We start from the raw sequence: 15,873 nt of genomic DNA, 5'->3' as shown, positions 1-15,873 counted from the left end.
TAAGCTCGCACGAATACTGCACTTCCGAAGCAGACGCACACGTCTCATGGCCAAGCCATTACTCGGGTGAATCCCGGAAAATCTCTATTCCCGCTTGTAAATGCGACGTAACGACGCTACCGGTTAACCAAGTTCGTCGGGTCCGGCGTGACAGCTCGAGTCGTAAGAGGTTCCAGATGAGGGCGCGCTCTATCGGGGCCGCCGCCACAGCGACCCTGTCGCTTGGCGCGGTCGCCGCTCCTGCGGTTGCGGCTACGATCCTGTTCACCGATTTCGCCGGCGTCTGGTCCAACGCGAAAGGCGCGAAGGTCGCCTACACGGGCGCCGGGACCGATGAGGCGCAAGCCGTCAGGGGCGACGCGCTCTCCAAGAGCAGCTACGTCTTTTCAGGCGCGTCGGACGTCAGCAAGACCCTGGGCGAAGGCCCCGCGCCGTTCAGGATCGGCGCCTTCACCTATGATGACGCCAAGGTCAGCGGCGGCTCGATCACGGGGATCACGCTGTCGGTCTCGACTTCCGTGGTCGTCGACGGCGTCAATCAGGGCTTGGGCAACTTCGTCTATGGCTTCGAGCATTGGGAGACGCCGAACAACGCGCATGGCGTGAACGGCGTCTGCGGCAACGGCGAGCGTGACCGCGACGCCAGCAATCTGTACGGCTGCGCCGATCGGGTGCGCGCGACGCTGCTCAAGCCGGCCGAGTTGATCAAGATCGACGGCAAGTACTACGCTCTCGACATCTCCGGGCTCGTCCACGACGGCAATCCCGTCGAGGAGTTCTGGGCACGCGAGAATGAGAGCGGCTCGGCCGACCTGCGTGCTCAGTTGCGCCTAGTGACCGCCGCGGTTCCGGAACCGGCGAACTGGGCGATGATGATCATCGGGTTCGGCGTCGCGGGGACCGCCGTACGCGCCGGCCGCCGGCGCAACATCCTCGCGACCTAGGGCTCGATCGCCCGCTACTCGGCGTCGGACGCGGTCACGAGCACGGCCCGAGGTTCAAGCTGCGCCACAAAGACTGGGGTCGAAACCAAACCTGCGGCTGGCCCACAGGCTGATCACCCTTCCGTGGTCACGATCACCAGCGCCCGCCCGGATGGGCGGCGATCTGCCCGATCAAGCCCCCGGGAAAACCGGGCATGCGCTTCGTCGGCGCTCTCTTCCCACATCGCCACGACGGCGGCGTGCCGGGCTCCAGGCGCGGCGCGCCGTGCTGGCAGGAACAACACGCCCTCAGGCCTTTCGGCCGATCCGCTTGATCTCCCACTCCAGTTCGACCCCGGTCTTCGCCTTGACGTCGGCCCGCACCGCTTCGCCCAGGTCTTCGAGGTCGGCTGCGGTCGCCTCGCCGGTGTTGATCATGAAGTTCGAGTGCAGCGGCGAGAACATCGCTCCGCCGAAAGGTTTGCCACGCCAGCCGGCCTCGTCGACCAGCTTCCAGGACGAATGCCCCTGCGGGTTCTTGAAGGTCGAGCCGCCGGTCTTCTCGCGGATCGGCTGCGTGGTCTCGCGCCGCGCCGTGATCTCGGCCATGCGCGCCTCTACGGCTGCCGGCTCGTCCGGGCGTCCTTGGAACACGGCCTGCATCCAGATCACCTCGCCCGGCGGCACGGCGCTGTGGCGGTAGGTGTAGCCGAAGTCCTCCAGCGAATAGCTGACGATCTCGCCGCTGCGGTCGAAGCCCCATGCCGAGACCAGCACGTCCTTGGTCTCGCTGCCGTAGCAGCCAGCGTTCATGGTCAGGGCGCCGCCGATGGTGCCGGGGATGCCGGCATAGAATTCCAGCCCTGCCAGTCCGGCCTTGGCCGCCGCCTTGGCGACCATGGCGTCCAGAGCGCCAGCATCGGCGATGATCCAGCCTTCTTCCTCGTCGATCGAGATCTCCGCAAAGGCCTTGCCGGCAAGGCGAATGACCACGCCCTCGACGCCGCCGTCGCGGACGATGACGTTAGACCCGACCCCCAGCACCGTCACCGGAACCTCGGTCGGCAGGGCCGCCAGGAAGTCGCTCAGGTCCGCCTCGTCGGCCGGCAGGAACAGCACGTCGGCCGCGCCGCCGACGCGGAACCAGGTAAACGGGCCGAGCGGCTCGTCCCGCAGCAGCCGGCCGCGGACCTCGGGCAGGTTGTCTCGCCAGCTCATCGGTTCAACGCCTCAAGCTGCCCGGGCAACGCGTGCGCCCAGACCGTAATGTCGCCGGCGCCCAGACAGACCACCAGGTCGCCGGACTTGGCCTCCTCGTGCACGATCCGCGCGAGATCGGCAGGGCTTTCGAGCGCCAGCGCCCGGCGATGGCCGAAGCGGCGCAGTCCCTCGACGAGGCCATCGCGGTCTGCGCCCGGGATGGGACTCTCACCGGCCGTATAGACATCGGCCACGATCACGGTGTCGGCGTCGTTGAAGCAGCCGCAGAATTCGTCGAACAGGTCGTGAAGGCGCGTATAGCGGTGCGGCTGGACGACGGCGACGACGCGGCCTTCAGTCACCGCGCGCGCGGCCTTGAGCACCGAGGCGATCTCGACAGGGTGGTGGCCGTAGTCGTCGATGATGCGCACGCCGCCCGCTACGCCAGTGGTGGTGAAGCGGCGCTTCACGCCGCCGAATCCGGTCAGGCCCTTGCGGATGTCTTCGTCAGACACGCCCAGTTCGCGCGCGACCGCGATCGCGCCCGTGGCGTTCAGCACATTGTGCCGGCCGGCCATCGGCAGGTGCAGGTTTTCCAGTCGCGTCACCGGGCCGTCTTGCGGGGCGAACACCGCGTCGAACCGCGAGCCATCCGGGCCCATGCTGATCTTCTCGGCCCGGACCTCGGCCTGCGGGTTGGTCCCATAGGCGATGACCCGGCGGTTCTGCACCCGCGCGGCCATGGCCTGGACCTCCGGATGATCGGTGCAGACCGCGGCGAAGCCGTAGAACGGCACGTTCTCCACGAAATCCTGGAACGCCTTCTTCACGGCTTCGAAGTCGCCGTAGTGGTCCAGATGCTCGGGATCGATGTTGGTGACGATGGCGCAGGTCGACTTCAGCTTCAGGAAGGTGCCGTCGCTCTCGTCGGCCTCGACCACCATCCAGTCGCCCTCGCCCACCTTGGCGTTGGTGCCGTAGGCGTTGATGATGCCGCCGTTGATCACAGTCGGGTCCATGCCGCCGGCGTCCAGCAGGGCGGCGACCATCGAGGTCGTGGTGGTCTTGCCGTGCGTGCCGCCGACCGAGACCGAGTACTGCAGGCGGGTCAGTTCTGCGAGCATCTCGCCGCGATGGACCAGCGGCAGCCGCTTTTCGCGCGCCGCGACCATCTCCGGATTGTCGGCCTTGATCGCCGTCGAATAGACGATTGCCGACGCGCCTTCGACATTGGCCGCATCCTGGCCGATGAACACCTTGGCGCCCAGCTTCTCGAGCCGCTCGGTGTTGACGCTGGCCTTCGCGTCGGAGCCGTGCACCGTGTAGCCGATGCGCAGCATGATCTCGGCGATGCCGCTCATGCCGATGCCGCCGATGCCGATGAAATGCACGGGGCCGAGGGCGAAGGGGACGGGGCGCTTGTTCATTTTTGGACGGCGGTTCTCTCGACCAGGTCGGCCAGGCGTTCGGCCGCGTCGGGCTTGGCGATGGATCGGGCGCCGGCGGCCATGCGCGCCAGGCGGTCGGGATTGGTCAGCAGCTTCTGCAGGGCGCCCGCCATCGTATCGACGGTCAGCTGGTTCTCGCGGGCAACCTCCGCCCCGCCCGCCTCGGCCATGACCCGGGCGTTCTGCCCCTGATCGTCGTCCAGAGCGATGGCTAGCGGCACAAGGATCGCCGGCTTGCCGGCTACCGCGAACTCGCAGACTGAACCGGCTCCCGAGCGGCCGATCACCAGATGGGCGTCACGCAAGCGGGTGGCCATGTCGCGGAAAAACGGGGCGATCTCCGCCTTGACCATCGCGTCGGCGTAGATGCGCCGGGCGTTGTCCATCGACTCCTTGCGGGTCTGCTGCTGGACGTCGAGCCGGTGACGCAGGTCCTCGGGCAGCTTCTTGATCGCTTCGGGCATCAACTCGGAGAGCAGTCGCGCGCCCTGGCTGCCGCCGGTGATGAGCAGGCGGATCGGACCGTCGGCGGTCGGCGGCGTATAGGGATGGTCGGCCAGGGCCCGGATGTCGGGCCGGATCGGATTGCCCACGACGACGGCGTTCTCAGCCACTCGTCCTGGGGCCTTCTGCAGCACCGGGAACGCGCAAGCCACCGCGCGCACATGTCCGGCCAGCCGCCGGTTGGCGCGGCCCATCACCGCGTTCTGCTCGTGCAGCAGCGTCGGCCGCCCTTGGGTGATGCCCGCCAGCAGGCCAGGCACCGACGGATAGCCGCCGAATCCGACGACGACGGCTGGATCGATGCGCGTGAAGGCGGCGCGCGCCTGCATGACTCCGCGCACGATGGCGATACCGGCCTGGGCCATGCCGACCACGTCGCCGCGCTGGAAGGTGCGGGCCGACAGCCCGATGCGCTCCTCGGCCGGGAAGCTTTCGGCGAACGCGGCGGCGCGCTCGTCGGAGGCCAGCACGATGCGCCATCCACGGGCGATCAGCGCCTCAGCCAGGGCCTGTGCGGGAAACAGATGGCCGCCGGTTCCCCCGGCGGCGACGACAGCGATTTTGCGCATCACGAGCCTTTAGGCGAACGCGCCGGCCTTGGCGAGGCCCTCGCCCTGGGAATAGGCGCCCGGTCTACGGCGAGTCAGCGCAAGCGCCATGCCGAAGGTCAGACAGATCGCCCACATCGACGAGCCGCCGTACGAAATGAACGGAAGGGTCATGCCCTTGGTCGGGATCATGTTCAGGTTCACCGCCACATTGATGAAGGCCTGCTGCCCAACCAGGACGAACAGTCCGGCCGCAGCGACCTGCTCGAAGGGATCGGTCAGCTTCATGGCGCGATAGAGGCCGCGCGTGACGATGAAGCCCAATAGCACGATCAACAGCAGCGAGAAGATCAGCCCGTACTCCTCGGCGCCGACCGAATAGATAAAATCGGTGTGCAGGTCGGGCACGTGACGCTTCATGACGCCTTCGCCCGGACCGCGGCCGAAGAAGCCGCCGGCGGCGATGGCCTCGGCGGCGCGGTCGACCTGGTGGGTGTCGGCGCGATCAGGGCTGAGGAAGCGGTCCACGCGACTGGCCACGTGCGGGAACAGGAAGTAGGTCGAGCTGAGACCCGTCACCGCTACGCCGCCCAGCAGCATCACCCAGGACAGTGGCACCCCGGCCATCCAGAACGCCGCCCCGAAGGCGATGGTGATCAGCACCGTCTGGCCGACATCCGGCTGGATCAGCAGCAGCCCGACCGACAGGAAGTAGAGGCCGAAGGCGATCGAGACGCCCGGCACGCCCTGCCCTTTCTGCCCTTCCGAGAACATCCACGACACCAGCACGATCAGCGCCGGCTTCATGAACTCGGACGGCTGCAGGGTGAAGCCGCCGAGTTGCACCCAGCGCGTGGCGCCCTTGGCCGTGTGCCCCAGAAACGGCAGGATCAGCATGATGGCGATGGCGACCAGATAGATGAAGAAAGCCGCGCGCCGGATCCCCCTCGCATCGAGCATCGACACCCCGATCAGGATCGCCGCGCCGGTCACCGCGAACACGCACTGGCGCACCGCGAAGTGAAAGGGATCGCCGACGTTCATGCGCGCCGCCGCCGCCGGGCTGGCGGCGAAGGACATCATCACGCCGATGGCGATCAGGGCGGCGACCGCACCCAGCATCCAGCGGTCCGTCGTCCACCACCAGATCCCGACCGACGAGCGGTCGCTCCGCGCGAAGGCGTGGGCCTGCTGGGGGCGATGGATGTGACTCATGGGGCGTCTCCGCGGGCGCAGCGGCCCGTATCCTCCAGATGCCCGCGGCATGCTTAAGATATCTTAACCAAGCGACCGCTCGACGGCCCTGCGACTTGAATTCTTTCGTCGCTACAGGCGACATCGCTTTCCCGCCGAAGAAGGACGTCTCGATGCCCCAGGCCCCCTCCGCCCCGACCGATCAGGCCGCCTACTGGAACAAGACCGGGGGCCAAGCCTGGGTCGACCTGCAGGATATGATGGACAACCTCAACCGGCCGATCGAAGAGGCCCTGGTCGAGCGCGCCTTCCCAGGGGTCGGCAAGCGAGTCCTGGACATCGGCTGCGGCGCGGGAGCCACCACCCTGGCCATGGCCCGGCGGCTCGGTTCCGAGGGACTCAGCCTCGGCGTCGACATCTCCGCACCGTTGATCGAGATCGCCGTCGCCCAGGCGACGGCGGGGGCGCAGTTCGTACAGGCCGACGCCCAGACCTATGATTTCGACCAGGCGACCTTCGACGCGGCGATGTCCCGGTTCGGGGTAATGTTCTTCAGTGATTTCGACGCCGCCTTCGCCAACATCCGTCGCAGCCTGAAGCCCGGGGCCGAGTTGGTCTTCGCCTGTTGGCGCAGCCCAGCCGACAACCCGATGGCGGTCATCCCCGGACGCGCCGCCGCGCCGTTCCTGCCGCCCTCCCCGGCTGCCGATCCGCTTGCCCCCGGCCGTTTCGCCTTCGCCGATCCGGAGCGGGTGCGCGGGATCCTCACGCGCAGCGGCTGGAGCGACATCGACATCACCCGGCTCGATACGCCGACGCCCATCGCGCTGGACGATCTGGTCACGCTAAGCCTGCGAATGGGCCCGGTCGCGGCGGCCTTGCGCGAGGCGGATGAGGCGACACGCGGCAAGGTGCGTGAGGCAGTGGAAAACGCCCTGGAGGCCGAGGCCGTGGACGGCGTCGTGCCGATGGTCGCCGGTTGCTGGCTGGTGACGGCTCGAGCCTAGGCGCGCGCGCCCTTGGCGGTCGGGCGGCTCAGCCCCAGCACCGCCTCGCGGAACGCTTCGCCGCGCGCTTCGAAGTCGGCGAACTGATCGAACGAGGCGCAGGCCGGCGACAGCAGCACCACGGCGTCATGCCCTGAAGCCGCGGCGTCCGCATAGGCGGCGGCCACAGCGGCCGGCAGCGTCCCGCATTTGGCGAGCTTGGCCTTGCCTTCAAGTGTCGCAGCGAAGTCGTCTTGCGCCTCCCCGATCAGGTAGGCCTTTTCGATCCGCGGGAAGAGATCGCCCAGGCTGTCGATGCCGCCGGCCTTCGGCACGCCGCCGGCGATCCAGTAGAACTTCGGATAGCTGGACATCGCCTGGCGCGCCGCGTCCGCGTTCGTCGCCTTGCTGTCGTTGACGAACCGCACCTTTCCGACCGCGCCCACCGTCTCCATCCGGTGCGCCAGCCCCGGAAAGCTCATCAGGCCGTCGGCGGCTTCCTGCGAGGTCAGGCCTAGGCCGCGCACGGCGGCGTAGGCGGCGGCCGCGTTCTGCCAGTTGTGGCGGCCCGGCAGCGAACGCGCGCGCAGCAGGTCGGCGACTTCCACCGCCCGCTCGCCGGTCGCATCATAGAGCAGGCCCTGCAAGACATAGACCCCACGGCCCATGGCCTTTGAAGCCGAGATGGGAACGATGGTGCGACGGTTGGCGGCGGTGATCTCGGTGCAGATCCGCTGGCCCCAGGGGTCGTCCACGCCGATGACGGCGGTGTCGCCCTTCCCCTGGTTCAGCAGGATACGGCGCTTGGCCCCGACATACCCTTCCATTCCGCCGTGGCGATCGAGGTGGTCGGGCGAGACGTTGAGCAGCAGCGCCACGTCGGGCTTCAGGCTCGAGGTCAGGTCCAACTGGTAGGAGCTCAACTCAAGCACGTAGACCGCCCCGCCGTGCATGTCCTCCAGGCCCAGCACGCCCTGGCCGATATTGCCGCCGACCCGCACGTCGCGCCCGGCGGCGGCGCAGATGTGGCCGATCAGGGCGGTGGTGGTCGACTTGCCGTTGGTGCCGGTGATGGCGACGATCTTCGGGCGCTTGTGATCCGGCGCGGCGTTCACGGTGCGCGCGAACAGCTCGACATCGCCGAGAATCTCGACGCCGGCGGCCTTGGCCTTCTCGACCGTCCAGTGCGGGGTCGGATGGGTCAACGGTACGCCCGGCGACAGCATCAGGGCGGCGAACTGAGACCAGTCGGCGGTCGAGAGGTCCTGGAGGTCCAGCCCCTCGGCCTCGGCGGCGGCGCGGCTTTCAGCCTTTTCGTCCCAGACTACGACCTTCGCGCCGCCCAGGATCAGCGCGCGCGCGGCCGTCAGCCCTGTGCGGGCCAGGCCGAACACGGCGACCGTCCTGCCTTCGAAGCCGCGGACCGGAATCATGAGACTGCCTGCCCTCCCCTACCGCAGCTTCAGCGTCGCAAGGCCCAGCAGGGCGAGCATGACCGCGATGATCCAGAAGCGGATCACGACCGTGCTCTCGGACCAGCCGAGCTTTTCGAAATGGTGGTGGATCGGCGCCATGCGGAACACCCGCTTGCCGGTGAGCTTGAACGAGGCGACCTGGATCATCACCGACAGGGTCTCCATCACGAAGAGACCACCGATGATGCCGAGCACGATCTCGTGCTTGGTGGCCACGGCCACGGCGCCGATGCCGCCGCCCAGAGCCAGCGAGCCGGTGTCGCCCATGAAGATCTTAGCCGGCGGCGCATTGTACCAGAGGAAGCCAAGTCCGGCGCCGATCATCGCCCCGCAATAGATCGCGATCTCGCCCACGCCCGGTACGAAGTGCAGCTTCAGGTACTGGGCGAAGACGTAGTTGCCGACGAGATAGGCGATGAAGCCGAAAGCGGCGGCCGCGATCATCACCGGCACCGTCGCCAACCCGTCCAGGCCGTCGGTGAAGTTCACGGCGTTGGCCGCCCCGACGATGATGAAGGCCCCGAACGCCAGGTAGAACCAGCCGAGCGGCATCAAAAGCTGCTTGAAGATCGGGAAGGCGACTGAGGTCGACAGCTCCGGCGTCTCCGGCGGGCTGGTGCCGAAGATCACCATCAGGGCTACCGCCGCGATAGCGATCGCCGCCTCCATGAGCAGGCGAATCTTGCCCGAAACCCCGGCGGTCGATTGCTTCGTGACCTTGGCGTAGTCGTCGGTGAAGCCGAGCACCCCGTAGCCGGCGGTGACCAGGATCACCGCCCAGACATAGACGTTGCTGAGGTCGGACCACAGCAGGGTGCCGACCAGTAGGCCGGCGAGGATCATCACCCCGCCCATGGTCGGAGTGCCGGCCTTCTCGACCACGTGACGCTCGATGCCGTCGGCGCGGATCGGCTGGCCCTTGCCCTGCTTGGCCTGCATCCAGCGGATAAAGCGCGAGCCCATGGCCACGACCACCAGCTGCGCCGTGAACAGCGCCATGCCGGTCCGGAAGGTCTGATATTTCAGCAGGTTGAGGAACGGCACATAGCCGTCCGCGGCGAGCTGTTGATACAGCCAGTAGAGCATCAGCCCGTCTCCCCCGAACGCACGTCGAGCGCGCTCAGCGCAGCTGCTACCGCGCCCGCCCGAGAGCCGTTGGACCCCTTCACCATCACCAGATCGCCCGGCTCGACGGCCGCGCTGATCAGTGGCGCCAGCTCCGCCGCACTCTCGGCGTAACCGCCGCGACGAGTCGGCGGAAGTGCGTCCCACAGGGACTTCATCAGCGGCCCGGCGGCGAACACGAGGTCCACCTTGGCCGCATCCAGCGGTTCGGCCAGGCCGGCATGGAAGGCGGGCGCTTCGGCCCCGAGCTCGAGCATGTCGGTCAGGGCGACGATCCGCCGCCCCCCCGTCTTGCGCGCGCCCAGACTGGCGAACGCCGCGCCCATCGAGATCGGATTGGCGTTGTAGCTCTCGTCGATCAGCGTGAAGACGCCGCCGGGGAGCTTGATCGCCCTCTCGGCCCCGCGGCCGGCCAGCGGCTCGAATCCGCCGAGCGCCGCCAGGCTGTCGTCGAGGCCGACGCCTAGCGCCTCCAGCATCAGCAGCACCGCCATGCTGTTGGGGCCCCAATGGAAACCTGTCTGCAGGATCGGGAAGTCCAGCGCCTTGCCGTGCAGCCGCGCCTTGATCACCGCCCGGCCCGGCTCGGGCGCGAAGTCGACAAGCTGGGCGTCGCAATCCTTGCCTGCGCCGAAGCTGCGCACGGTCGCGCCGGCCTTGTGGGCCTCTTCGGCCAGCAGCTCGAACCACTTGTTGTCGGCGTTGAGCACCGCCACGCCGCCCGGCTCGATGCCGGCGAAGATCTCGGCCTTGGCGCGCGCCACGCCTATTTCGCCATCGGGGAAGTTCTCGACATGCACCGGCCCGACCGTGGTGATCGCGACGGCGTGCGGACGCACAAACCGCGACAGCGGGGTGATCTCGTCGGCGTGGTTCATGCCGATCTCGAAGATCGCCCGCTCGGTGTCACGCGGCATCCGCGCCAGGGTCAGCGGCACGCCGATATGGTTATTGTAGCTCTTCACCGACGAGTGCGCGCGGCCGGCGCGCTCAAGCCCGGCCCGGATGGCCTGGGTGACGCTCGTCTTGCCGACCGAGCCGGTCACCGCGCCCCGACGCGCCTGCGACGCCCGCTCGCGCGAAGCTTCGCCCAATTGTTCCAAGGCCTTGAGCGTGTCGACTACGACGATACTGGAGCCGTCGACGCTCTTCGACGCCAGGCTTGCGGCCGCGCCGGCCGCCAGAGCCTGCGGCACGAACTCATGACCGTCGCGCGCGCCGGCCAGGGCGACAAAGAGGTCGCCGGCCTCGATGCTGCGGGTGTCGATTGAAACGCCGTCGACCGTGAACGGCCGGCCGGAAAGCCGGCCGCCGGTCGCAGCGGCGATCTCTTCGGACGTCCAGAGGGGATTAGACATGCCCAGCCTCCAGCGCCGCGGACACTTCAGCCACGTCGTCGAAGGGATGAACGGTCGAACCGACGGTTTGGCCCTGCTCATGTCCCTTGCCGGCGACGACCAGCACGTCGCCAGGCCCCATCAGCGCCACGCCAGCGCGGATCGCCTCGCGGCGGTCGCCGACTTCGCGCGAGCCCGGCGCGCCGGCCAGGATTTCGGCGCGGATCGCGGCCGGAACTTCCGACCGGGGATTGTCGTCGGTGACGATGGCGATGTCGGCGTGCTGGGCGGCGGCCAGACCCATGAGCGGACGCTTGGCGCGGTCGCGGTCGCCGCCGGCCCCGAACACGACGATCAGCTTGCCTTCCACGTGCGGCCGCAGCGACTTCAGCACGGTCTCCAATCCATCGGGCGTATGGGCATAGTCGACATAGGCCTCGCCGCCCTTGGCGCCGGTTCCGACGCGCTGCAGACGTCCGGGCGCGCCCTCAAGCGTGCCGAGCGCTGAGATGACCCCGTCGACCGGCTCGCCCGCGGCGATGCACAGCCCCGCGGCGACCAGGGCGTTTGACGCCTGGAACGCTCCGGCCAGCGGCAGCACGACGTCATAGGTCTTGCCCTTGGCTTCGATCTTGAGGGCCTGGCCGTCAGGCGTCGGGGCATGACCGACCAGCTTCAGCCCCTGCCCGGCCTCGCCGACTGACAGCACCGACTGCCCCGCCCCGACCGCCGCGGCGGCGAAAGCGCCGTAGGCGTCGGAGTCGGCGTTCAGCACAGCGGTTGCGCCCCGCGGCAGCAGCGCCTCGAACAGGCGCAGCTTGGCGTCGCGGTAGGCTTCCATGGTGTGGTGATAGTCGAGATGGTCCTGGGTCAGGTTCAGGAAACCAGCCGCGGTCAGGTCCGCCCCGTCGAGCCGGCGCTGGTCGATCCCGTGCGACGAAGCCTCCATCGCCAGGTGCGTGACGCCCTTGGCGACCAGCACCGACATCAATTCGGCGACATCGGCCGCGTCCGGCGTCGTCAGGCCGGCGGGGGTGATCTGCTCATCAAGGCCCGGCCCGGTCGCGCGGACGCCGAGGGTGCCCATGCTGGCGGCTCGATGGCCGAGGCGGTTGAAGATCTGACGGCAGAATCCGGCGACCGAGGTCTTGCCGTTGGTGCCGGTGACGGCGACGACGACCGGCGGCTGCGCGCCCCAGAACGCCCGTGCGGCCAGGGCATAGACCCGGCGCGGATCGGGGGTGACGATCACCGGCACGCCCAGTTCGGGCATGTCCTCGGCCGCGATCACCGCCACGGCGCCGGCTTCGACAGCTTTGGCGGCGAACGCCTTGCCGTCGACCTTCGAACCTGGCAGCGCGGCGAACAGAAAGCCGGGCTTGACCCTGCGGCTGTCGGCGGTGACGCCTGTCACTTCCGGATCGACCGCAGAGGTCCGCTGGACCAGCTGGGAGAGCATCTTGCGCATCAGTGGCCGTCCGCGATCGGCTCGGCAGCCACGGAACCCTCGCCCACCACTTTGATTAGGTCGGGCTGGCGCTGAACGCCCAGGAACGGGGCGATACGGTCGATGACGCGGCCGGCGGCGGGCGCGGCGACCCAGCCCCCAGTGGAATAGCCATAAGTCTTGGCCGTGCCGTGCGGCTCGTCCATCAGGATCAGCACGAAGTAGCGGTCTTCCTGCACGGCGCCAGCGGTCGGGAACACGGCCGCGAACGACGACACCTGGCGCTGGGTCGAGTAGCCGCGGATCGCCGGGTCGTACTTCTCGCCGGTGCCGGTCTTGCCTCCGACGCTCAGACCTGGGGCGTTCGCCGACTTGCCGCTGCCGCCGATGACGTTGGCGCGCATGATCTGCAGCATCTGGATCGATGTCTGCTCGGACAGCACCCGCTGGCCCTGAGGTCTCTGGCCAGGCTCCAGCTTCTTGATGGTCAGCGGCACGAGATAGCCGCCGTTCAGCAGCGCGCCCATGGCGCTCGACAGCGCCAGCGGGCTGACGTTCATGCCGTGGCCGAACGAGGTCGACGCCACCGCGTCCATGTCCCACTTGCGCGGGGTCAAGGGACGGGCCGATTCCATCAGCTCGACGCGAGCCGGCTTGGTCAGGCCCAGAGCGGTGAAGTACTTGCTCAGGCGCTCGGCGCCGACGCTCTCGGCCAGCTTGGCGGTGCCGATGTTGGAGGAGTGCTGGAACACCTCGACCAGGGTCAGGATTTTCCGGGCGGCGTGGTAGTCCTTGATGGTCCGGTAGCCCAGTTGGTACGGCACGCGCGCATCGAAAGTCGACGACGGATTAGCCACGCCGGTGTCCAGACCGATCGCGACCGTGAACGCCTTGAAGGTCGAGCCCATCTCGTAGATCGAAGCCGCCGCGCGGTTAAGCTTGGCGTCGTCGCTGGCCTTGGCGACCTGGTTCGGATCGAAGGTCGGATAGCTCGCCATCCCCAGAATTTCGCCCGTGTGGACGTTGGTGACGATGCCGACGGCGCCGCGTGGCTGGAACTCGGCCGCGGCCTTGTAGAGCTCGTCCTCCAGCGCCGCCTGGACGCGCAGGTCGATGGACAGCGCCACCGCCGTCTTCGATGCAGCATTGCCGCGGATGGTGTCGTTCAGCGCCCGCTCGGCCCCGGCCAGCCCGATCCCGCCGGTGTCCGCAAACCCGACCAGGTGGGCTGCGGTCGTGCCCAGCGGATAGACCCGCCGCTCTTCCGGCTCGAAGGTGACGCCCGGCAGGCCGAGGGCATGGATGCGAGCTCGCACTTCCGGCGTCAGTCCGGCGGCCACGAAGCCGCGGCGCTCGCCGCTCAGCACCTTCTCCAGGCGCTGGCGGTTCAGGTTCGGCAGGGCCGCGCGCAGGGCCCGGCGCGTTTCGTCGGCGTCCCAGATCTCGCGCGGATCGACATAGACGCCATAGTGCAGCAGGTCGGCGGCCAGCATGGCGCCGTTGCGGTCGACGAGGTCGGCGCGCGAGGCGCCGACCGGCGCGGCGTATCCGCCACTGCGGCCGGCGTCCGAGAACAGCGCCGCGCGCGTCGCGCCGATGGCCAGCAGCAGGAAGGCGGTCGCGAACAGCGCCAGCACGAAGAAGATGCGGATGCGCGTATCGTCTTCGGCCTTGCCGGCCGCCTTGGCGCGCTCGAAGGCGTGCTCCAGTCCCCAGACCTTGGCCTTGAGCCAGCGCCAACCCGGCGCTTCGAACGATGGATGAGCAAGGCTCACGGCGTTGGCTTCCCGAGGGCGACTTCGCCCAGTTTGTCGATGGTGGTCTCGTGCTTGGCCCCGACCGGACCCATGCCCAGATGCGCCGTCGAAAGCGCCTCGATGCGCGAGGGCTGCTCCAGGTGGGCGACTTCGGCCTGCAGCAGGCGGATGCGGGCCTTCTCGGCGTCGATCTGCTTTTCGACCGAGGCGATTTCCGCGCGCTCGCGCCCGGCCATGGTCTTGGCCAGGTAGACCGACAGGATCACGGCGACCAGAACCCCCAGCGCGACCACATCGACCAGCCGGAAGCCCCGAATCTTGCGGGTTAGGAGACTCATGCCGCCTCCTTCCATACCGGAGCGGAGGTGCGAACCCCCACCCTCAACTTGGCCGATCGCGCGCGCGGATTGGTCGCGGTCTCGGTCTCGCCTGGCGCGCGGGCGCCGTTGAACAGCAGCTGGAAGCTCGGGGGCGCGCCGGCTTCGACCGGCGGGGCATGGCGCGAGCCGCCGGGGGTCCTGCCGGCGCGCTCAGTGAAGAAGGCCTTGGCGATACGGTCTTCCAGCGAATGGAAGGTGACCACCGCCAGCCGGCCGCCCGGCTTCAGCACGCGCTCGGCGGCGATCAGCCCAGCCTCCAGCTCGGACAGCTCTTCGTTGACCGCGATGCGCAGGCCCTGGAACGAGCGCGTGGCCGGATGCACCTTGGCCCCGCGTCGCCCGCCCAGGGCGCGCTCGATCACTTCGGCCAGGTCCAGCGTGCGGGTGAACGGCTGCTCGGCGCGGCGGCGAACGATGAACGAGGCCACGCGGCGCGACTGCCGCTCCTCGCCATAGACGTAGAAGATCCGGGCCAGCTCAGCCTGCTCGGCGGTGTTGACGATGTCGGCCGCGGTCGGGCCGTCAGCCCCCATTCGCATGTCCAGCGGCCCGTCGCGCATGAACGAGAAGCCGCGCTCGGCCTGGTCGAGCTGCATCGACGAGACGCCGAGATCCAGGGCGACGCCGTCGGCGACGCCTTCGCCCAGCTCGTCGGCCATCTGCGAGAACCGCCCGTCGACCAGCCGGAAGCGCTCGCCCAGGCCTTCGGCGAACTTGCGCGCGCTGGGATCGCGATCGAAGGCGACGACGTCGGCGCCGGTGGCCAGGAACGCACGGCTGTAGCCGCCGGCGCCGAAGGTGCCGTCAACGATCAGCTTGCCGGGCGCGGGCTCCAGCGCCGCGATCACTTCATCCAGCAAGACCGAGGTGTGGGGCGCGCTCACCTAAGCCGCTCCCAGCTTGGCGGCGCGCTGCTGGGCGCGCAGTTCGGCGAGGCCGGCGCGGGCCAACTCGCGCTGGGCGGCCCGATGGGCCTGGAACGCCTCGCGCTCCCAGATCTGAAAACGGTCGCCCAGGCCGACCAGCACGACCCAGTCGGTCAGGCCGAATTGGTCGCACAGCTGCTCAGGCAGGGTGATGCGGCCGGCGGTGTCGAAACTCATCTTCGCCTGACCGCCCAGCACCGACAGCTCGATCGCCGAGCGCACAGGGTCGCCGAACGGCATCTCGTCCATCAGCGCGATGTAGCGATCGAACAGCGCCCGACCGCCGCCCTCGATGCAGTCCGCCTCGATCGAGGGGAAGCATACGATGCCGTCAAAAGGGCCGGACACGAGCGCGCGGAATTCCTGCGGCACAACGATGCGCCGCTTGGCGTCTACTTGTTTCTCGAAGGTCGAGAGAAACATCCCGCCGCGCCCCAGATCGCGGCTCCGAGCGAGCCGCCAACTTCACCCCGTTTTGGACCCGCGAAGCCCCCAGCTCCGACGCGCCGCTGATCTTCAACGGATGCTGATTGGGTTAACATGGGATCAATTGGGAGACAATGACTCCAAGCCGTAATTTCGGGGAATCTCAAAGAGCTCACGGTCACGTCGCATGCATCCAC

Annotated in this window: 14 protein-coding genes; 2 read left to right on the top strand and 12 right to left on the bottom strand. The window is 68.4% G+C overall.

The window, feature by feature from the left end:
* Window positions 1-176 precede the first annotated feature (176 nt).
* Window positions 177-944 carry a choice-of-anchor K domain-containing protein gene (locus tag GGQ61_RS21965; protein WP_221220798.1) on the top strand — a complete coding sequence of 256 codons (768 nt, stop codon included), beginning with the start codon at window positions 177-179 and terminating at the stop codon, window positions 942-944.
* A 288-nt stretch (window positions 945-1,232) separates the two neighbouring features.
* Here GGQ61_RS21965 and murB read toward each other — a convergent pair whose 3' ends face one another.
* From murB to ftsW, 4 genes are read right to left on the bottom strand one after another with little or no spacing between them, the layout of a single operon-like run.
* Window positions 1,233-2,141, bottom strand: coding sequence for a UDP-N-acetylmuramate dehydrogenase (murB, locus tag GGQ61_RS00420; protein ID WP_183769404.1), 909 nt, complete (start codon window positions 2,139-2,141; stop codon window positions 1,233-1,235).
* Complete coding sequence (gene murC / locus GGQ61_RS00415; protein ID WP_183769403.1) at window positions 2,138-3,550, bottom strand: UDP-N-acetylmuramate--L-alanine ligase; 1,413 nt, start codon at window positions 3,548-3,550, stop codon at window positions 2,138-2,140. The genes murB and murC overlap by 4 nt, the downstream gene beginning before the upstream one ends.
* The gene (gene murG / locus GGQ61_RS00410; protein WP_183769402.1) at window positions 3,547-4,644 is read right to left on the bottom strand and encodes an undecaprenyldiphospho-muramoylpentapeptide beta-N-acetylglucosaminyltransferase; all 1,098 of its coding nucleotides are present in this window, start codon (window positions 4,642-4,644) and stop codon (window positions 3,547-3,549) included. Before murG ends, murC begins: the two co-directional genes overlap by 4 nt.
* A gap of 9 nt (window positions 4,645-4,653) precedes the next feature.
* On the bottom strand, window positions 4,654-5,838 hold the full coding sequence (ftsW, locus tag GGQ61_RS00405) for a putative lipid II flippase FtsW (RefSeq protein ID WP_183769401.1): 1,185 nt from the start codon (window positions 5,836-5,838) through the stop codon (window positions 4,654-4,656).
* Window positions 5,839-5,990: 152 nt separating this feature from the next.
* Between ftsW and GGQ61_RS00400 the strand changes: the two genes are divergently transcribed.
* Window positions 5,991-6,824, top strand: a complete 834-nt coding sequence (locus GGQ61_RS00400) for a class I SAM-dependent methyltransferase (RefSeq protein WP_183769400.1) — start codon at window positions 5,991-5,993, stop codon at window positions 6,822-6,824.
* On the opposite strand, the gene murD is transcribed toward GGQ61_RS00400, so the two are convergent.
* From murD to GGQ61_RS00360, 8 genes are read right to left on the bottom strand one after another with little or no spacing between them, the layout of a single operon-like run.
* A complete protein-coding gene (murD, locus tag GGQ61_RS00395; RefSeq protein ID WP_183769399.1) occupies window positions 6,821-8,236 on the bottom strand; it encodes a UDP-N-acetylmuramoyl-L-alanine--D-glutamate ligase in 1,416 nt (471 codons plus the stop codon). The genes GGQ61_RS00400 and murD overlap by 4 nt on opposite strands.
* Before the next feature lie 18 nt (window positions 8,237-8,254).
* Window positions 8,255-9,364: a phospho-N-acetylmuramoyl-pentapeptide-transferase gene (mraY, locus tag GGQ61_RS00390; protein WP_183769398.1), complete on the bottom strand. Its 1,110-nt coding sequence runs from the start codon at window positions 9,362-9,364 to the stop codon at window positions 8,255-8,257.
* Window positions 9,364-10,761: a UDP-N-acetylmuramoyl-tripeptide--D-alanyl-D-alanine ligase gene (locus tag GGQ61_RS00385; protein WP_183769397.1), complete on the bottom strand. Its 1,398-nt coding sequence runs from the start codon at window positions 10,759-10,761 to the stop codon at window positions 9,364-9,366. The genes mraY and GGQ61_RS00385 overlap by 1 nt, the downstream gene beginning before the upstream one ends.
* On the bottom strand, window positions 10,754-12,208 hold the full coding sequence (locus tag GGQ61_RS00380; RefSeq protein WP_183769396.1) for a UDP-N-acetylmuramoyl-L-alanyl-D-glutamate--2,6-diaminopimelate ligase: 1,455 nt from the start codon (window positions 12,206-12,208) through the stop codon (window positions 10,754-10,756). Before GGQ61_RS00380 ends, GGQ61_RS00385 begins: the two co-directional genes overlap by 8 nt.
* Entirely contained in the window at window positions 12,208-13,962 is a 1,755-nt protein-coding gene (locus tag GGQ61_RS00375) for a penicillin-binding transpeptidase domain-containing protein (protein WP_183769395.1), read from the bottom strand. Before GGQ61_RS00375 ends, GGQ61_RS00380 begins: the two co-directional genes overlap by 1 nt.
* The gene (gene ftsL / locus GGQ61_RS00370; RefSeq protein ID WP_183769394.1) at window positions 13,959-14,282 is read right to left on the bottom strand and encodes a cell division protein FtsL; all 324 of its coding nucleotides are present in this window, start codon (window positions 14,280-14,282) and stop codon (window positions 13,959-13,961) included. Before ftsL ends, GGQ61_RS00375 begins: the two co-directional genes overlap by 4 nt.
* Window positions 14,279-15,208 carry a 16S rRNA (cytosine(1402)-N(4))-methyltransferase RsmH gene (rsmH, locus tag GGQ61_RS00365; RefSeq protein WP_183769393.1) on the bottom strand — a complete coding sequence of 310 codons (930 nt, stop codon included), beginning with the start codon at window positions 15,206-15,208 and terminating at the stop codon, window positions 14,279-14,281. Before rsmH ends, ftsL begins: the two co-directional genes overlap by 4 nt.
* Complete coding sequence (locus GGQ61_RS00360) at window positions 15,209-15,673, bottom strand: division/cell wall cluster transcriptional repressor MraZ (protein ID WP_183769392.1); 465 nt, start codon at window positions 15,671-15,673, stop codon at window positions 15,209-15,211.
* Window positions 15,674-15,873: the final 200 nt, after the last annotated feature.

The sequence above is a fragment of the Phenylobacterium haematophilum genome, assembly GCF_014196295.1.
Taxonomy (GTDB): Bacteria; Pseudomonadota; Alphaproteobacteria; order Caulobacterales; family Caulobacteraceae; genus Phenylobacterium; species Phenylobacterium haematophilum.
Note: the sequence above shows the minus strand (reverse complement) of the source record. Positions and strands in the feature narration are given on the sequence as shown.

Bases quoted from the DNA above. Each gene is read 5' to 3' on its own strand.
- GGQ61_RS21965 (WP_221220798.1), top strand. From the start codon at position 177: ATGAGGGCGCGCTCTATCGGGGCCGCCGCCACAGCGACCCTGTCGCTT.
- murB (WP_183769404.1), bottom strand. From the start codon at position 2,141: ATGAGCTGGCGAGACAACCTGCCCGAGGTCCGCGGCCGGCTGCTGCGG.
- murC (WP_183769403.1), bottom strand. From the start codon at position 3,550: ATGAACAAGCGCCCCGTCCCCTTCGCCCTCGGCCCCGTGCATTTCATC.
- murG (WP_183769402.1), bottom strand. From the start codon at position 4,644: ATGCGCAAAATCGCTGTCGTCGCCGCCGGGGGAACCGGCGGCCATCTG.
- ftsW (WP_183769401.1), bottom strand. From the start codon at position 5,838: ATGAGTCACATCCATCGCCCCCAGCAGGCCCACGCCTTCGCGCGGAGC.
- GGQ61_RS00400 (WP_183769400.1), top strand. From the start codon at position 5,991: ATGCCCCAGGCCCCCTCCGCCCCGACCGATCAGGCCGCCTACTGGAAC.
- murD (WP_183769399.1), bottom strand. From the start codon at position 8,236: ATGATTCCGGTCCGCGGCTTCGAAGGCAGGACGGTCGCCGTGTTCGGC.
- mraY (WP_183769398.1), bottom strand. From the start codon at position 9,364: ATGCTCTACTGGCTGTATCAACAGCTCGCCGCGGACGGCTATGTGCCG.
- GGQ61_RS00385 (WP_183769397.1), bottom strand. From the start codon at position 10,761: ATGTCTAATCCCCTCTGGACGTCCGAAGAGATCGCCGCTGCGACCGGC.
- GGQ61_RS00380 (WP_183769396.1), bottom strand. From the start codon at position 12,208: ATGCGCAAGATGCTCTCCCAGCTGGTCCAGCGGACCTCTGCGGTCGAT.
- ftsL (WP_183769394.1), bottom strand. From the start codon at position 14,282: ATGAGTCTCCTAACCCGCAAGATTCGGGGCTTCCGGCTGGTCGATGTG.
- GGQ61_RS00360 (WP_183769392.1), bottom strand. From the start codon at position 15,673: ATGTTTCTCTCGACCTTCGAGAAACAAGTAGACGCCAAGCGGCGCATC.